Source organism: Brevundimonas sp. (assembly GCF_036677305.1).
GTDB lineage: Bacteria > Pseudomonadota > Alphaproteobacteria > Caulobacterales > Caulobacteraceae > Brevundimonas.
Map to the genome: position 1 here is coordinate 27,969 of NZ_JAKFEB010000174.1, position 14,561 is coordinate 42,529.

17 protein-coding genes are annotated in these 14,561 nt (G+C 68.8%); 13 read left to right on the forward strand and 4 right to left on the reverse strand.

Translation table 11 applies throughout. The features are described 5' to 3' along the window. Window positions 1–59 precede the first annotated feature (59 nt). Both V6M42_RS10055 and V6M42_RS10060 read left to right on the forward strand, forming a co-directional pair. On the forward strand, window positions 60–1,322 hold the full coding sequence (locus V6M42_RS10055) for a TCR/Tet family MFS transporter (protein ID WP_332678372.1): 1,263 nt from the start codon (window positions 60–62) through the stop codon (window positions 1,320–1,322). Window positions 1,323–1,384: 62 nt separating this feature from the next. Then, a complete protein-coding gene (locus V6M42_RS10060; protein ID WP_332678373.1) occupies window positions 1,385–2,767 on the forward strand; it encodes a trypsin-like peptidase domain-containing protein in 1,383 nt (460 codons plus the stop codon). Here V6M42_RS10060 and V6M42_RS10065 read toward each other — a convergent pair. Beyond that, complete coding sequence (locus V6M42_RS10065; RefSeq protein ID WP_332678374.1) at window positions 2,764–3,180, reverse strand: VOC family protein; 417 nt, start codon at window positions 3,178–3,180, stop codon at window positions 2,764–2,766. The two genes, V6M42_RS10060 and V6M42_RS10065, sit on opposite strands and share 4 nt — an antisense overlap. 72 nt (window positions 3,181–3,252) lie before the next feature. Here V6M42_RS10065 and V6M42_RS10070 point away from each other — a divergent pair, with 72 nt between their 5' ends. The 4 genes from V6M42_RS10070 to V6M42_RS10085 all read left to right on the forward strand — a co-directional run bounded on the left by V6M42_RS10070 (window position 3,253) and on the right by V6M42_RS10085 (window position 6,424). Beyond that, window positions 3,253–4,566: a replication-associated recombination protein A gene (locus V6M42_RS10070; RefSeq protein ID WP_332678375.1), complete on the forward strand. Its 1,314-nt coding sequence runs from the start codon at window positions 3,253–3,255 to the stop codon at window positions 4,564–4,566. A gap of 63 nt (window positions 4,567–4,629) precedes the next feature. Continuing rightward, window positions 4,630–5,076 (forward strand): hypothetical protein, encoded by a 447-nt coding sequence (locus tag V6M42_RS10075; RefSeq protein ID WP_332659647.1) that lies wholly within the window; start codon window positions 4,630–4,632, stop codon window positions 5,074–5,076. A gap of 39 nt (window positions 5,077–5,115) precedes the next feature. Further along, the gene (locus V6M42_RS10080; protein WP_332659646.1) at window positions 5,116–5,841 is read left to right on the forward strand and encodes an RluA family pseudouridine synthase; all 726 of its coding nucleotides are present in this window, start codon (window positions 5,116–5,118) and stop codon (window positions 5,839–5,841) included. Window positions 5,842–5,920: 79 nt separating this feature from the next. After that, the gene (locus tag V6M42_RS10085) at window positions 5,921–6,424 is read left to right on the forward strand and encodes a CC0125/CC1285 family lipoprotein (protein WP_332659645.1); all 504 of its coding nucleotides are present in this window, start codon (window positions 5,921–5,923) and stop codon (window positions 6,422–6,424) included. A 147-nt stretch (window positions 6,425–6,571) separates the two neighbouring features. On the opposite strand, the gene V6M42_RS10090 is transcribed toward V6M42_RS10085, so the two are convergent. Both V6M42_RS10090 and V6M42_RS10095 read right to left on the reverse strand, forming a co-directional pair. Then, entirely contained in the window at window positions 6,572–7,789 is a 1,218-nt protein-coding gene (locus V6M42_RS10090; RefSeq protein WP_332659644.1) for a hypothetical protein, read from the reverse strand. A 143-nt stretch (window positions 7,790–7,932) separates the two neighbouring features. Next, window positions 7,933–8,373 (reverse strand): DUF2214 family protein, encoded by a 441-nt coding sequence (locus tag V6M42_RS10095; protein WP_332659643.1) that lies wholly within the window; start codon window positions 8,371–8,373, stop codon window positions 7,933–7,935. Window positions 8,374–8,420: 47 nt separating this feature from the next. Here V6M42_RS10095 and crcB point away from each other — a divergent pair, with 47 nt between their 5' ends. The 7 genes from crcB (at window position 8,421) to V6M42_RS10130 (ending at window position 13,883) form a co-directional block, all read left to right on the forward strand. Continuing rightward, window positions 8,421–8,804, forward strand: coding sequence for a fluoride efflux transporter CrcB (crcB, locus tag V6M42_RS10100; RefSeq protein ID WP_332659642.1), 384 nt, complete (start codon window positions 8,421–8,423; stop codon window positions 8,802–8,804). After that, complete coding sequence (locus V6M42_RS10105; protein ID WP_332678376.1) at window positions 8,801–9,835, forward strand: RluA family pseudouridine synthase; 1,035 nt, start codon at window positions 8,801–8,803, stop codon at window positions 9,833–9,835. The genes crcB and V6M42_RS10105 overlap by 4 nt, the downstream gene beginning before the upstream one ends. Before the next feature lie 149 nt (window positions 9,836–9,984). Further along, the gene (locus tag V6M42_RS10110) at window positions 9,985–10,662 is read left to right on the forward strand and encodes an HAD-IA family hydrolase (RefSeq protein ID WP_332678377.1); all 678 of its coding nucleotides are present in this window, start codon (window positions 9,985–9,987) and stop codon (window positions 10,660–10,662) included. A 7-nt stretch (window positions 10,663–10,669) separates the two neighbouring features. Next, on the forward strand, window positions 10,670–11,431 hold the full coding sequence (locus V6M42_RS10115) for an ATP12 family chaperone protein (RefSeq protein ID WP_332678378.1): 762 nt from the start codon (window positions 10,670–10,672) through the stop codon (window positions 11,429–11,431). A 79-nt stretch (window positions 11,432–11,510) separates the two neighbouring features. Beyond that, complete coding sequence (locus tag V6M42_RS10120) at window positions 11,511–11,981, forward strand: hypothetical protein (RefSeq protein WP_332678379.1); 471 nt, start codon at window positions 11,511–11,513, stop codon at window positions 11,979–11,981. Next, window positions 11,978–12,295: a transcriptional regulator gene (locus tag V6M42_RS10125; protein ID WP_332659637.1), complete on the forward strand. Its 318-nt coding sequence runs from the start codon at window positions 11,978–11,980 to the stop codon at window positions 12,293–12,295. Before V6M42_RS10120 ends, V6M42_RS10125 begins: the two co-directional genes overlap by 4 nt. 55 nt (window positions 12,296–12,350) lie before the next feature. Continuing rightward, window positions 12,351–13,883 (forward strand): acyl-CoA carboxylase subunit beta, encoded by a 1,533-nt coding sequence (locus V6M42_RS10130; protein ID WP_332678380.1) that lies wholly within the window; start codon window positions 12,351–12,353, stop codon window positions 13,881–13,883. Between the two features lie 8 nt (window positions 13,884–13,891). On the opposite strand, the gene V6M42_RS10135 is transcribed toward V6M42_RS10130, so the two are convergent. After that, window positions 13,892–14,395, reverse strand: coding sequence for a DUF2199 domain-containing protein (locus tag V6M42_RS10135; RefSeq protein WP_332678381.1), 504 nt, complete (start codon window positions 14,393–14,395; stop codon window positions 13,892–13,894). Between the last annotated feature and the right edge of the window lie 166 nt (window positions 14,396–14,561).

Sequence of the window (14,561 nt, forward strand, 5' to 3'; positions counted from 1 at the left end):
CACAGGGCTGACGGGCGCATGCGGGTCGGCTAGAAGGCCCGTCCCCCACAAGGCCTCCCATGTCCGCCCTCAACCGCTTCCGCACCCATCGCGCCGCGCTCGCCTTCATCTTCGTGACGGCGGTGCTGGATATCGTGGCCATGGGGATCATCATCCCCGTCCTGCCGCGGCTGATCGAGGACTTCGTCGGCTCCAACGCCCAGGCCGGCGTGATCAACGGCGTCTTCGTGGCGCTCTGGGCCCTGATGCAGTTCGTCTGTTCGCCGATCATCGGCTCGCTGTCGGACAAGTACGGCCGCCGCCCCGTCATCCTGATCAGCTGCGCGGGCCTGGCGCTGGACTATGTGCTGATGGCCCTGGCGCCGGACCTGTGGTGGCTGGCCGTGGGGCGGATCATCGCCGGCATCACCTCGTCCAGCTTCACCACCGTCTACGCCTATATGGCCGACATCACCGCGCCCGAGAAACGGGCCCGGGCCTATGGGCTGATCGGCGCGGCCTTCTCGGGCGGTTTCGTGCTGGGGCCCGTCCTGGGCGGCTTCCTTGGCGAGTTCGGGCCCCGCGTGCCCTTCTGGTTCGCCGCCGGCCTGTCGACCGTGGCCTTCCTGTACGGCCTGATGGTGCTGCCCGAGAGCCTGCCGGTCGACAAGCGGATGGACTTCAGCTGGAAGCGGGCCAATCCCGTCGGCTCCCTGATCCTGCTGCGCCGCCACCCCGAGCTCAGCGGCCTGGCGGTCGTGAATTTCCTGCTCTACTTCGCCCACCACGTCTTCTCGGCGGTGTTCGTGCTGTATGCGGCCTGGCGCTACGGCTGGGGGCCGCGCGAGGTGGGCCTGCTGCTGGCCCTCGTCGGCGTGCTGGACATGCTGGTGCAGGGCGTTCTGGTGGGACCGGTCGTCAAACGGCTGGGCGACCGGTGGACGATGGTGCTGGGCCTCATCGGCGGCACCGTCGGGATCGCCGCCATGGGCTGGGCCCCGGACGGCCTGTGGTTCATCGCCGCCATGCTGCCCAACGCCCTGTGGGGCCTCGCCATGCCCACCCTTCAGGCCCTGATGACCCGCCGCGTCGGCGAGGACGAACAGGGCCAGCTTCAGGGCGCGAACATGAGCGTGGCCTCGATCGCCGGCGTCATGTCGCCGCTGTTCTTCGGCTGGGTCTATTCGCGGTCTGTCGGCGAGTTCGCGGTCATCCAGATGCCGGGCCTGTCCTTCTATCTGGCGGCGCTGGTCCTGCTTCTGGCGGCGGTGATCGGCTGGCTGGTGGGGCGGGGTCAGGAACGTCGCGACGCCCTGCCCGTTGAGGCCCCGCCAACGCCTTGATCCGGTCCAAAAGCCGGTGCGGAATGGCGTCGCCTGTGCGTTTCTGACTGAACCGGATGACCATGAAGACCCGTACGCTCGCCATCGCCTCCGTCCTGCTGCTCGCCGCCTGCGGCCAGCCCAACGACACGAAAGCCCAGGACGGCGTCTTCGCCGACAACCGGATCGTCCCGGGCGACTCCATGTCGATGAAGGCCAGTTTCGCCCCCGTGGTGCGCACGGCGGCGCCGGCCGTGGTCAATGTCTCGGCGAGGGGCGTTCAACGCGTGCAGGACCCGTTCTGGTCCATGTTCGGCCAGGGCACCCGCGAACAGCAGGTCGGCTCGGTCGGCTCCGGCGTGATCGTGCGCGACACGGGCGTGGTGGTGACCAACTATCACGTCATCAACGGCATGCAGCAGATCAAGGTCGTGCTGAACGACCGGCGCGAGTTCGAGGCCCGCGTCGTTCTGGCCGACGAGCGGTCCGACATCGCCGTGCTGCAGTTGGAGGGCGTCAACGAGCGGCTGCCGACCCTGAACATCGACGACCGCGAGGAACAGCAGATCGGCGATCTGGTGCTGGCCATCGGCAACCCGTTCGGCGTCGGCCAGACGGTGACCAACGGCATCATTTCGGCCCTGAACCGGACCGACACGGGCATCTCGGATTCCGGCTCCTTCATCCAGACCGACGCCGCCATCAATCCCGGCAACTCCGGCGGGGCGCTGGTCGACATGGACGGCGACCTGATCGGCATCAACACGGCCATCTTCTCGCGTTCCGGCTCATCCTCGGGCGTCGGCTTCGCCGTGCCCGCGGCGGCGGTGCGCCGGGTGGTGGACTCGGCCGTCGGCGGCGCCACGGCCGTGGTCCGGCCCTGGCTGGGCGTGAAGGGCGAGGCGGTCAGCGCCGACGTCGCCCGCAGCCTCGGCCTCGACCGTCCGCAGGGACTGGTCGTCACCGAGGTCTACGCCGGCGGTCCGGGGGCGCGCGCGGGCGTGCAGACCGGCGACGTCATCACCGCCGTCGACGGGGCCGAGATCAACGATCAGGGCGGACTGAACTACAGGGTTGGAACCCGCGAGCCGAACGAGACCGTGCGCGTGTCCGTGCTGCGCGACGGCCGGGCCGAGACGCTGAACGCGCGGGTCCAGCCGCTGCCCGGCGACGCCGACGTGGACAAGGCGACCGTGGTCCAGAACGGCGTCTTCTCGGGGGCGCAAATCATCGCCCTGAACCCGGCCCTGGCGGACCGGCTGGGCGCGGACCCGTTCACCGACGGCATCGTGGTCGGCGCGGTCGACCGGCGGGGCTTCGCCAGCCGGTTTCTGGCCCGGGGCGATCTGATCGTGGCTGTCGACGGCCGCAACGTCACCTCGACCGCCCAGCTGGCCAACGTTCCGCGAGGCTCGGAAGTCACGATCCAGCGCCGCGGTCAGCAGGCGACCCTGCTGGTGCGCTAGCCCTGGATCGGCGATCCGATCGACCAGGTGTGGCCGAACGGGTCTCTCAGCTGGCCGTAGCGGTCGCCCCAGAACTGGTCGGCAATCGGGAACAGGGGCACGCCGCCGGCCAGGATGGCGCGGTTCCACCATTCGTCGGCGTCGTCGACCTGAAGGTGGATGGTCACCCCCCTGGGCACGATGTCCTGCTCGCCGTTGAACTCCGGGAATTCGTCGTTGAGCATGACGGCCGCGCCGTTGATCGTCAGATAGGCGTGCATCACCCGCTCGCCGTCCTCGGCCATGTGCCGCCGGACCTCCTCGGCCCCGAAGGCCCGGGTGTAGAATTCGATCGCCGCCTGACCGCCGCGCGAGGGGATGGTCAGGTGAGGGGCCAGACCTGTGGCCGGGCCTTGAGCCGTGTCGTCCGTCATCGCCGGTCTCCTGCGTCCGATCCGATACTAACGCGTGAAAACCCCGGCGGTAACGCCTATCTCTGGACCTGCATGACCGACCTGTTCGAAGCCTCCGGCATCCATCCTCCCGACGCGCCCCTGGCCGACCGCCTGCGCCCCCGCACCCTCGACGAGGTGGTGGGCCAGGATCACCTGCTGGGGCCCGGCGGGCCGATCCGGCGCATGGTCGAGGCCGGGCGTCTGGGCTCGATGATCCTGTGGGGGCCTCCGGGCACCGGCAAGACCACCATCGCCCGCCTGCTGGCCCAGGCCGCCGGCTATCAGTTCCAGCAGATCAGCGCGGTCTTCTCGGGCGTCGCCGATCTGAAGAAGGCGTTCGAGGCCGCCCGCATGCGCCGCGCCGCCGGCCAGTCGACCCTGCTGTTCGTCGACGAGATCCACCGCTTCAACCGCGCCCAGCAGGACGGCTTCCTGCCGTTCGTGGAGGAGGGGATCGTCACCCTCGTCGGCGCGACGACCGAGAACCCGTCGTTCGAACTGAACGGGGCGCTGCTGTCACGGTCGCAGGTCTATGTCCTGAAACGCCTCGACGACGAGGCTCTCAATCAACTGTTGATTCGCGCCGAGGGGCAGGAGGGCAAGACCCTGCCGCTGACCCCCGAAGCTCGTCAGGCGCTGCTCGCGCTCGCCGACGGGGACGGCCGCTATCTGCTGACCATGTCCGAGGTGCTGTTCGACCTGACCTCGACCGATCCGCTGGATGTCCAGGCCCTGGCCGGCATCCTGCAGAAGCGCGCCCCCGCCTACGACAAGAGCCGGGAGGAGCACTACAACCTGATCTCCGCCCTGCATAAGTCGGTGCGCGGCTCCGATCCCGACGCCGCCCTCTACTGGCTGGCGCGGATGCTGAACGGGGGCGAGGATCCGCTGTATCTGGCCCGCCGCATCGTGCGCATGGCGGTCGAGGACATCGGCGAGGCCGACCCCCTGTCCCTGCTGGTCGCGAACGCGGCCAAGGATACCTATGACTTCCTGGGCAGTCCCGAGGGCGAACTGGCCCTGGCCCAGGCCGTGGTCCATCTGGCCACCGCGCCCAAGTCCGTGGGGGTCTATGAGGCCTTCAAGGCGGCGAAGAAGGCGGCGCACGAGACCGGCTCGCTGATGCCGCCGGCGCACATCCGCAACGCTCCGACCAAGCTGATGAAACAGCTCGGCTACGGCAAGGGCTACCAGTACGACCCCAGCACCCCCGAGGGCTTCTCGGGCGCCAACTTCTTCCCCGACGGCATGGAGCGCCGGACCTTCTATGCGCCGAAGGGGGAGGGGCATGAGGCGAAGGTGAAGGAGCGGCTCGAGCGCTGGGCCGCGATGCGGGCCGACGCCCCGGCCGCGGACCCCGACTGACCGTTGCCGTAACACCGTTTTTGGGTCTAGCCTCCGCCCATCGATCGACCTTGGGAGGGGATGATGACCGATACGACTTCAATGACGACCCGCACGCCCTGGCATCTGTGGGTGGTGGGCATAGTGAGCGTGCTGTGGAACGGCTTCGGCTGTGTCGACTACGTCATGACCCAGACGAACCGTGATGAATGGTTCGCCCAGATGGGCATGACCGCAGCCCAGCTGGAATATTTCAACGCCATGCCCGCCTGGACCCACGCGGCCTGGGCCATCGGGGTCTGGGGCGGCCTGCTGGGCGGGCTGTTCCTGCTGCTCCGCCGCAAGTGGGCGACCCCTGTGTTCGCCGTCTCGTTCCTCGGCTGGCTGGCCGGCGCGGTCTACGCCTTCGGCATGTCGAACGGCATGGAGGCCATGGGGTCGATGTGGCCGATGCAGATCGTCATCGGCGCGGCCTGCGTCTTCTTCATCTGGTACGCCTGGACCCTGCAGAAGACGGGCGTCCTGCGCTGAGGGGCTGACGGACGGTCGGTCTTTCGCCTATGCAGGCGCGTGACCGACCGTTCCCCCGCCTCCCTGTCTGAAGACGACATCGCCGCCGTCCGTTCGTGGATCATCCACGAGGACGAGGCCGTGATCGCCTTCAACAAGCCCGCGGGCCTGTCCAGCCAGGGCGGCCGCATCCAGGCGCATACGCTGGACGACCTGCTGTGGGCCTTCGCCCGCTCGAACGGGAAGCGGCCCGATCTGGTCCACCGGCTGGACCGCGACACCTCGGGCGTCATCCTGGCGGCCAAGACCAAGCCGGCCGCCGGTTTCCTCGGCAAGGCCATGCAGGCGCGGCGGTTCAAGAAGACCTATCTGGCCCTCGTCTCAGCAGCGCCCGAACCGGCGGGCGGCGTCATCGACAAGCCGCTGCTGCGTCAGGAGATCGGCCGCGAAAGCTACATGCGCGCCGTCGCCCCCGATACGCCCGGCGCCCAGCCCGCCCTCAGCCGCTACCGCACCCTGTCCGCCTCCGACGACGGCGCGCTGGTCGAGCTCGATCCGGCGACCGGCCGGATGCACCAGTTGCGCGTCCACATGGCCTCCATCGGCCGTCCGCTGGCCGGGGACGCCCGCTATGGCGGGGCCCTGACCTTTGCCGGCCGCGCCGCGCCCCGCCTGATGCTGCACGCGGCGAAACTGGTCTTTCCCCATCCCGAGGGCGGCTATCGCACCGTCGAGGCGCCCCCGCCCGAGGATTTCGAGGCGCTCAAGGCGGCGGCGGGTCTCTGACCAGCCTTTATCGGCTGGCGCACACAGGAACCTCCGCCATTCCCCGGCGCTATTTCAGAAACGCCCGGAGAGTTCCGTCATGACCCGTTTCACCCTGCCCCTGATCGTCGCCGCGGGCCTGGCCCTGTCGGCCTGCGCCAGCCTGGCCCCCTATGGCATGCAAGCCAAGCCGGGCGGGCAGGGCTATGCCGAGCAGCGCATCGAATCCAACCGCTACCGCGTCACCTATAACGGCGTCGGCGCTGCTGGACCCGTCGCGGACTACGCCCTGCTGCGCGCGGCCGAACTGACCACCTCGGAGGGCTATGACTGGTTCGAGGTCACCCAGCGCTGGATCGACGGCCGCCCGGACAGCGGCGGCAGCTTCCAGCCCAATGTCGGCGTCGGGTTCGGCGGCAGCTCCTACGACGGCGGCCGCTACGGCAACTATTCCACCTCCGGGGTGGGCATCGGCGTCGGACTGAATTTCAGCGGCCCGTCGGCCACCTCGACCACCCTCGAGGTGATCATGGGCAACGGGCCCCGGCCGGACCGCCCGAACGCCTATGACGCGCGGGAAGTCCAGAGCTCGCTGCGGCGGTAAGATCTATCCGTGCATCCCCGCGAAGGCGGGGACCCAGGTTTAAGCGGCGACCGGACTGATTGAACGAACCAACGCAAACCCCGGGCGTCGGTGGCGAGGCTAAAGCCTGGGTCCCCGCCTTCGCGGGGATGCACGGGCGGGATAGTTTCACCGGCCCCGCGTCAGCGCCCGGTATTCGACCAGCCGTTCCTTGTCGCGGCGGACCTGTTCGCCCACGGCGTTGTCGACGTCCAGCGAGGCGTAGCGGACCCAGCCCTCGACCCCCAGCTTCTGCTGGATGGCCTCCATCGGCGTGCGCCAGCGCACGTACGAAACCCAGCTGACCAGCACCCCGAGCACGACCGCCAGCCCCTGCAGGCCTCGGAAGGTCATCATGTCGCCGGCGACCGGCTCCAGCGCGAACAGCACCAGCCAGACGACCAGGATCAGGGGCGTGGCGAACCGCTGCAGCCAGCGGGTCCAGTAGCGCTCGCGCCGCACGCGCCACAGCTCCATCTGGACGTACTTCTCGAGGTATTCCATCCGCGCGCCCAGCCACATGGTCAGCCGGGTCAGATACATGGCGCGGGCGCCCCAGCCCTTGCCGTCCATCTGGAACTGGGTCTCGGCCTGGTCGGCCATGGCCCGGGCCGAGGTGAACAGGTTCTGCAGTTCGCGCGTCCGCTGCACGATCTCGCGCGACATCTCGTAGGAATCGTTCTCCAGCCGGAACCGGTACTGGGTGAACAGCACCGCCTGGACGCCCCACCACAGGCCGAACAACACGATCATCGCCCCGATGGCGAGCCCGAGGCCCGTCTGCGGCGATCCGGTCCAGCCCGTGAACCAGGTCGGCCCCAGCGTCGCCAGGGCGGCGAAGGCGATCAGCGCGAGCGCCTGGTTCAGCCGTTTGACCCCGATGTGAACCATCAGCGCCCCGAACACGCCGCGTCCGTAGTTGTGGACATGGCTGCGAATGTCCTGGTCGATCGGGAAACGCTCCTCGATCTGGCGGTTGAACAGGACGTGGAAGCGATCCGGCTTGCGGCCGTCTTCCCAGAAGGGGAACAGGTCCAGCGGCTGGTTGAAATATTCGTCGATATGGGCCGAGACGATCGCCTCGGCGCCCGGGGCGGTCGAGAAATACTCGCTGTCCTGAATGGGCCTCAGGATGCCCTCGCCCTCGCGCAGCGGCTCGGCGGCGCGGGGCGTCGGCTGGGGCGCGGCGCGGTGCGGGCTGTCCGCGGCGCCGGGCGGCGGCGGATTGGGCGCGGGCGGGATCGCGCCGTGCAGCCGGGCGTCATGCCCCTGACCGCCGTGGCCGCCGTCGAAAGGCGCGCCGTGCGCATCGTGGCCGTGCCCGTGGTGATGATCGTCGTGCGACATACGCTTCGGCGGTCCCTGATCCCCTGAGCCCGGCAGTATGGCGGATCGCCGCCCCCGGGCCGATGGTCTTCCCTCATGGCGCGAAGCTGCGCCATGGCTCAGGTATCGGCGTTAACCCTGTGCGTCGGCAAGTGAAGTTTCGGTCAGAACGGATATCGCGCCATGGCCGCCGCGAAGCCGAGCAGCGGAACCAGCAGCAGGGCTTCCACGCCCAGCGCCGTGCGCACCTTGCGCCGGTTGGTCTCGTCCGGCTGGAACGAGGGATCGGCCTTCACGGCTCGCGCCCAGACCATGAAACGGACTGTCGGCGCGATCGAAACCAGACCGATGATCAGGAAGGCGGCCAGCTTGGCCCAGAAGAAGGGGTTGGCCTCGTAGAAGGCCCAGCCCTTGCCGCCGAAGACGACGCGGCAGGCCCCGACGGCCAGGATCAGGCCCGCCGTGGCGCCGAATCCGGCGTCCAGCCGCGCCAGCTTCGGGACATCGATGACCGGCGCCTGCACCATGACGCGCTCGGCCATCAGCATGGCGACCAGTCCGAACACGAGGACGTGGTGCGCAATCGCCAGTCCAAGGTCGAGCATGCGCGCCTCCTTCGTTTTGCCGCCGCGTCGGGTATAAGCGCCGGATCATGACACGTTTTCTGATCGTCGCAGCCGGGGGCGCCCTCGGCGCCGTCGCCCGCTATGGCGTCGCCCGTCTGGTTCCGTCGACCGGCTGGCCGTGGGCGACGCTGACGACCAACGTCGTCGGCGGCCTGCTGATGGGCGCGCTGGTCGGCTGGCTGGCCTTCCGCGGCGGGCTTCACAGCGAAAGCCTGCGCCTCTTCGCCGCCATGGGCGTGCTGGGCGGCTTCACCACCTTCTCGGCCTTCTCGCTGGAAACCGCCCTGATGATCGAGCGCCGTGAATTCGCCTTGGCGGCCGGATACGTCGCCGCCTCGGTGGTCCTGTCGATCGCCGCCCTGTTTATCGGCCTGATGGTCGCCCGCCGCGCCTTCGGAGCCGCCCTTTGACCGACGAACCCATCAAGGACGCCGAGCCCGCCCCCAAGCGCGAGGTCCTGACCCTCTATGTCGCCGAGGCCGAGGACGGCATCCGGCTGGACCGCTGGTTCCGCCGGCGCTGGCCGCACCTGTCCAACATCCAGGTGCAGAAGATGGCCCGCAGCGGCCAGATCCGCGTCGACGGCGCCCGCATCAAGCCCGAAGGACGCCTGACCGCCGGCGCCGCCGTGCGCGTGCCCCCGATCCCCGACGACACCTCGCGTCAGGCCGGCGACGTCCACACCCTGTCGCCCCAGGACATCAAATTCGCCAAGTCGCTGGTCCTCTACGAGGACGACATGGTCATCGCCATCAACAAGCCCCACGGCCTCGCCGTCCAGGGCGGCACCAAGACCAGCCGCCACGTCGACCGCCTGCTGTCAGCCTGGGGGGAGGGGATGGACCGCCCGCGTCTGGTGCACCGCCTCGACCGCGACACCTCCGGCGTCCTGCTGCTGGGCAAGGGTCCCGAGGCGGCCAAGCGGCTGGCCGGCGCCTTCGCCCGGCGTCAGGCGAAGAAGACCTACTGGGCCATCGTCATCGGCAATCCCAAGCCCTCGGCCGGCCAGATCGACATGCCGCTGAAGAAGACCGGCATCAACGACTTCGAGATGATGCGCCCGGCCGACCGCAAGGACCCGCGCGCCGAGCCGGCCGAGACCGCCTTCGCCACCATCAGCCGCGCCGCCCACCGCGCCTCGTGGATGGCCCTGCGCCCCTTCACCGGCCGGACGCACCAGCTTCGGGCCCACATGGCGGGCATCGGCCATCCGATCCTCGGGGACCCCAAATACGGGGACGAGAAGTCGAAGGAGCTGTCAGGGCCTCTGAAGCTGCAGCTCCACGCCCGCAGCATCGAGCTGGAGCATCCGCGCGGCGGCATGCTGAAGGTCGAGGCCCCGCTGAGCGCCGAAATGAAGGCCGGCTTCGCCCATTTCGGCTTCGAGGAGGCCGAGGGCAACGAGAGCGATCCGTTCGAAGGGGTGAGACGGCAGCGATGATTTCTCCAATTCCGTGCATCCCCGCGAAGGCGGGGACCCAGGTTTTGGCTACGGCCCCGCTGCCGGACGACGGCGCCGCCAGAATACTAACCGCCCTTGCCGCCGCTCAAGCCTGGGTCCCCGCCTTCGCGGGGATGCACGGTGTTTAGGTGAGCCGCCCCCTCGCAGTCTTCGACATCGACGGCACCCTGGTCGACAGCCGCGCCTCGATCCACCGCGCCGCCTGCGAGGCCGCGCGCGACATCGGCCTGCCGGAACCGGACTACGACCGCGTCCGGCAGATCGTCGGCCTGTCGCTGGAGCACGCCATGGCGGTCCTGGAGCCCGGTCTGAACCCTGAGGAACTGGCCCGTTTCGTCGCCGGCTTCCGCGCCAGCTTCAACCGCATGTACGCCGAGGGCCACGAGGAGCCGCTCTACCCCGAGGCCATGACCACCCTGCGCCGCCTGCACCGCGACGGCTGGCGGCTGGCGCTGGCGACGGGCCAGAACCGCCGCGGCGTGACCCGCAACCTGGCCCGCGAGGGCTGGGCCGACCTGTTCATCTCCTCCCACTGCGCCGAGGACGGCCCCGGCAAGCCCGACCCCGCCATGCTCCATGCCGCCATGGCCGCCTGCGACAGCGACCCCGCGCGCACCGTCATGATCGGCGACACCGCTCACGACATCACGATGGCCGTCAACGCCGGCGTCCTGCCGCTGGGCGTCGCCTGGGGCTTTCACACGGTCGAGGAACAGCAGGCCGCCGGGGCCCGTCACGTCGCCCGATCCTTCTCCGAACTGACCGTGGTGCTGGACGGCTTCGCCGACCTGACCCGCGCCGCCTGAGACCCGCATGAGCCACATCCCGCCCCTCGATCCCAACGTCGCCGCCCGCAAGGGCTTCCGCGAGTCCGAGGAACGCCTCAAACGCTTCTGGACCACGGCGGACGTGGCGGAGCGGGACGGGGGTTGGGCGGTCACGCTCGACGGCCGCACGCCCAAGACCCCCGCCCACGCCCAACTGATCCTGCCCACCGAGGCCGCCGCCCGCCTCGTCGCCGACGAATGGGCCGCCCAGGGCGAGTTCATCGACCCGGCGACCATGCCCGCCACCCGTCTGGCCTCCACCGCCATCGACCGCGTCAGTCAGGCCCGCCAGCCCGTGGCCGAAGAGATCGCCGCCTTCGCCGGTTCGGACCTGCTCTGCTACCTCGCCGACCACCCGACCTCGCTGGCCCTCGAACAGGCCCGCGAATGGACGCCCTGGCGCGACTGGGCGGCGCTGGAGCTGGGCGTGGTTCTCGAGCCGGCCGAGGGCATCGTCCACCGGGCCCAGGACCCGGCGGCCATCGCCCGGGTGGAGGATCTGGCCCTGCGGCTGGACGATTTCGCCCTGACGGGTCTCGCGACCGCCGTGCCCCTGCTGGGCTCGGCCGTCCTCGGCCTCGCCGTCCAGCGCGGCGTCGTGTCGGGCGAGGCCGCCTTCGAGCTCAGCCGCCTCGACGAAGCCTTCCAGGAGCGCCAGTGGGGCGTCGATGAGGAGGCCGCCGCGCGTACCGCCGGCCGCCGCGCCGAGGCCGTCCTGCTGGACCGGTGGTTCCGCGCCCTCGGCTAACTTTCCATGTTGGAAAGTTTCCGCTTGCCAAGTTGGAAAGTCTCGATCATTTTCCAATTCGGAAAGTGAGGAAGACGCCATGGCCGACCCGGACCACAACACGACGCCCGCCGAGGCGCTCGCTGCGATCCAGCGCTCCCAGCGCGATGTCCAGCGCAGGGTCGCGGCCGGGTCACGGCGATACGATCTCAGCTATTCCGCCATCTGCGCCATGATGGTCGGGACGCAGGTGCTGGACATGCCCCTCAACACGCTCGGCGTCGCTGTCGGCGTGATCCTGCTGGCCGTGCTTTTCCGGCGCGAGTCGGACCGGCTGGGCGTCGGGATCACCGGCCTGTCGCCGCGGCGCGCCCGCTGGGTCGGCATCGGCCTGGGTCTGGCGATGCTCCCGCTGATGGTGCTCGCCATCCTGCTGAACCATTTCGCAACCTCGGGCGTCATGCTGGCGCTCGGAGCGGCCGGCCTCATGGCCGTCGCCTTCGTCTTCTGCATGATCGGGTCCCGTCAGTGGCGGCGCGTCTACCGGCGCGAAACCGGGGTCGGCGAATGAGCGGTTTTGACGCCGTCATCCACGCCCCCGGCCGGCTTCAGATCTGCGGCATCCTGTCGGCGGCGGACGAGGCGGAGTTCGCCATGATCCGCGAGGCCCTCGCGGTCTCGGACTCCGTCCTGTCCAAACATCTGAAACAGCTGGAAGACGCTGGCTACATAAGGCTCCGGAAACAGGCCAGCGACGGCCGCCAGCGCACCTGGGCGGCCTTCACGGCCCAGGGCCGCCGCGCCTTTGCCGCCCATGTCGCCGAACTCCAGCGACTGGCCGGCATGGTCGAGACCCCGCGCCTCGGCGAGGGATTCTCCGGCTAGGGTCGCTTGCCTCCGCCCGCGCGTCTCCTTAAGCCAGCGCTCAAGGAGACGCCGCATGAAGACCATCCTCGAACAGCTGGAACAGCGCCGCGCCGGCGCCCGCCTCGGCGGCGGCGAGAAACGCATCGCCAGCCAGCACGGCAAGGGCAAGCTGACCGCCCGCGAACGCATCGACGTCCTGCTGGACGAGGGCAGCTTCGAGGAAACCGACATGTTCGTCGAGCACCGCTCGACCCAGTTCGGCATGGAGGCCCAGCGCATCCCCGGCGACGGCGTGGTCACCGGCCGCGGCACCATCGGCGGCCGTCTGGTCTACGTCTTCTCCAAGGATTTCACCGTCTTCGGCGGCTCTCTTTCGGGCGCCCACGCGGCCAAGATCGTCAAGATCCAGACCATGGCCCTGACCAACGGCGCCCCGATCATCGGCCTGTTCGACGCCGGCGGCGCCCGCATCCAGGAAGGCGTGGAAGCCCTTGCCGGCTACGCCGACATCTTCCTCCAGAACACCCTGGCCTCGGGCGTCATCCCCCAGATCAGCGTCATCATGGGCCCCTGCGCCGGCGGCGACGTCTATTCCCCCGCCATCACCGACTTCATCTTCATGGTGAAGGACACGAGCTACATGTACGTGACCGGCCCCGACGTGGTGAAGACGGTCACCAACGAGGTGGTCACCCACGAGGACCTGGGCGGCGCCCGCGTCCATTCGCAGAAGTCCGGCGTCGCCGACGGCGCCTTCGAGAACGATCTGGAGGCCCTCAGCGAGGTCCGCCGCCTGATCGGCTTCCTGCCCCTGTCGAACCGCGAAAAGCCCCCGGTCCGCGACAGCTATGACGATCCCGAGCGCGACGAGGCCAGCCTCGACACCCTGGTCCCGGCCAATCCGAACCAGCCCTATGACATCAAGGAGCTGATCCTGAAGACGGTCGACGAGGCCGAATTCTTCGAGATCGGCCCGGACTTCGCGAAGAACATCGTCACCGGCTTCGGCCGCCTCGACGGCCAGACCGTCGGCGTCGTCGCCAACCAGCCCCAGGTCCTGGCCGGCGTCCTCGACATCGACTCCAGCCGCAAGGCCGCCCGCTTCGTGCGCTTCTGCGACGCCTTCGACATCCCGCTGGTGACCTTCGTCGACGTTCCCGGCTTCATGCCCGGCACGCGTCAGGAGTACGGCGGCCTGATCAAGCACGGCGCCAAGCTGCTGTTCGCCTATGCCGAGGCCACGGTGCCCAAGCTGACCGTCATCACGCGCAAGGCCTATGGCGGCGCCTATGACGTGATGAGCTCCAAACACCTGCGCGGCGACGTCAACTACGCCTGGCCCTCGGCCGAGATCGCCGTCATGGGCGCCAAGGGCGCGGTCGAGATCATCTTCCGCAAGGAAGCCGGCGATCCGGAAGCGCTGGCGGCGCGCGAGGCCGAGTACAAGGAGAAGTTCGCCAACCCCTTCGTGGCGGCGGGCCTCGGCTACATCGACGACGTGATCATGCCGCACGGGACCCGGCGGCGCCTGATCCGGGCGCTACGGACGCTGAAGAACAAGCAGCAGAGCAATCCGTGGAAGAAGCACGATAATATTCCGCTTTAGGGCTCGGCTCACGTCGAATCCGCGTGCGTGTGGAAGTAGCGGGTTGCCTCTTCAATCGTGATCCCGTCTCGCTGGTGGATCGCAAGCGGATGGTCGATCGGTTCCAACGCAATCAGCGGACGTTGTCGATGGTCTCGCGGCAGCACATGGCATTTGAGCCCGGCTGTGTCCGGGTAGCCGGGAAGCTCGTTCGAAAACCAGCCAAACATCGGCCCCAGTTTCGACTGGTCGTGGTCCTCGAAACTATCCCGGTATCGGTCGATATTGGCCTTGCTTAACGTCGACCAGACTCCGAACTCCAGTGTCTGCTCGGTGTCGATAATCGGCAGCACCAGAACGCATCGAACATAGAAGTCGATGTCCTTGAAGCGGCAGAAATCGCTTTGAAGTGACCAGTCCGCCTTCCGTTCCTCGTCGGTCGCCCAATCCCACGCCGCAGGTCCCTGGAACACCAGGGCAGGGAAGCCGTCGTGAATGAGGCCGCAGGTTGGGCAGGTAAAGGACGACGACATGAGTTTGTTCTTACTGGCGATGTGCTCTCAATGGTAGCGGGTCAGGCGTGACCAACCTCCTCTTCCTCTGCTCCCGCAACCGCCTCCGCTCCCCCACCGCCGAGCAGGTCTTCGCCTCCCGCCCCGGCGTCGAGACCGCCTCCGCCGGCCTGGCGCCTGACGCGGA

Excerpts from the sequence above, each read along its gene's own strand:
- V6M42_RS10095 (WP_332659643.1), bottom strand. The coding sequence starts at position 8,373 with ATGCTCGACCTTGGACTGGCGATTGCGCACCACGTCCTCGTGTTCGGA.
- V6M42_RS10120 (WP_332678379.1), top strand. The coding sequence starts at position 11,511 with ATGGCCGACCCGGACCACAACACGACGCCCGCCGAGGCGCTCGCTGCG.
- V6M42_RS10115 (WP_332678378.1), top strand. The coding sequence starts at position 10,670 with ATGAGCCACATCCCGCCCCTCGATCCCAACGTCGCCGCCCGCAAGGGC.
- V6M42_RS10070 (WP_332678375.1), top strand. The coding sequence starts at position 3,253 with ATGACCGACCTGTTCGAAGCCTCCGGCATCCATCCTCCCGACGCGCCC.
- V6M42_RS10060 (WP_332678373.1), top strand. The coding sequence starts at position 1,385 with ATGAAGACCCGTACGCTCGCCATCGCCTCCGTCCTGCTGCTCGCCGCC.
- V6M42_RS10075 (WP_332659647.1), top strand. The coding sequence starts at position 4,630 with ATGACCGATACGACTTCAATGACGACCCGCACGCCCTGGCATCTGTGG.
- V6M42_RS10085 (WP_332659645.1), top strand. The coding sequence starts at position 5,921 with ATGACCCGTTTCACCCTGCCCCTGATCGTCGCCGCGGGCCTGGCCCTG.
- V6M42_RS10130 (WP_332678380.1), top strand. The coding sequence starts at position 12,351 with ATGAAGACCATCCTCGAACAGCTGGAACAGCGCCGCGCCGGCGCCCGC.
- V6M42_RS10135 (WP_332678381.1), bottom strand. The coding sequence starts at position 14,395 with ATGTCGTCGTCCTTTACCTGCCCAACCTGCGGCCTCATTCACGACGGC.
- V6M42_RS10125 (WP_332659637.1), top strand. The coding sequence starts at position 11,978 with ATGAGCGGTTTTGACGCCGTCATCCACGCCCCCGGCCGGCTTCAGATC.
- V6M42_RS10055 (WP_332678372.1), top strand. The coding sequence starts at position 60 with ATGTCCGCCCTCAACCGCTTCCGCACCCATCGCGCCGCGCTCGCCTTC.
- V6M42_RS10065 (WP_332678374.1), bottom strand. The coding sequence starts at position 3,180 with ATGACGGACGACACGGCTCAAGGCCCGGCCACAGGTCTGGCCCCTCAC.
- V6M42_RS10090 (WP_332659644.1), bottom strand. The coding sequence starts at position 7,789 with ATGTCGCACGACGATCATCACCACGGGCACGGCCACGATGCGCACGGC.
- crcB (WP_332659642.1), top strand. The coding sequence starts at position 8,421 with ATGACACGTTTTCTGATCGTCGCAGCCGGGGGCGCCCTCGGCGCCGTC.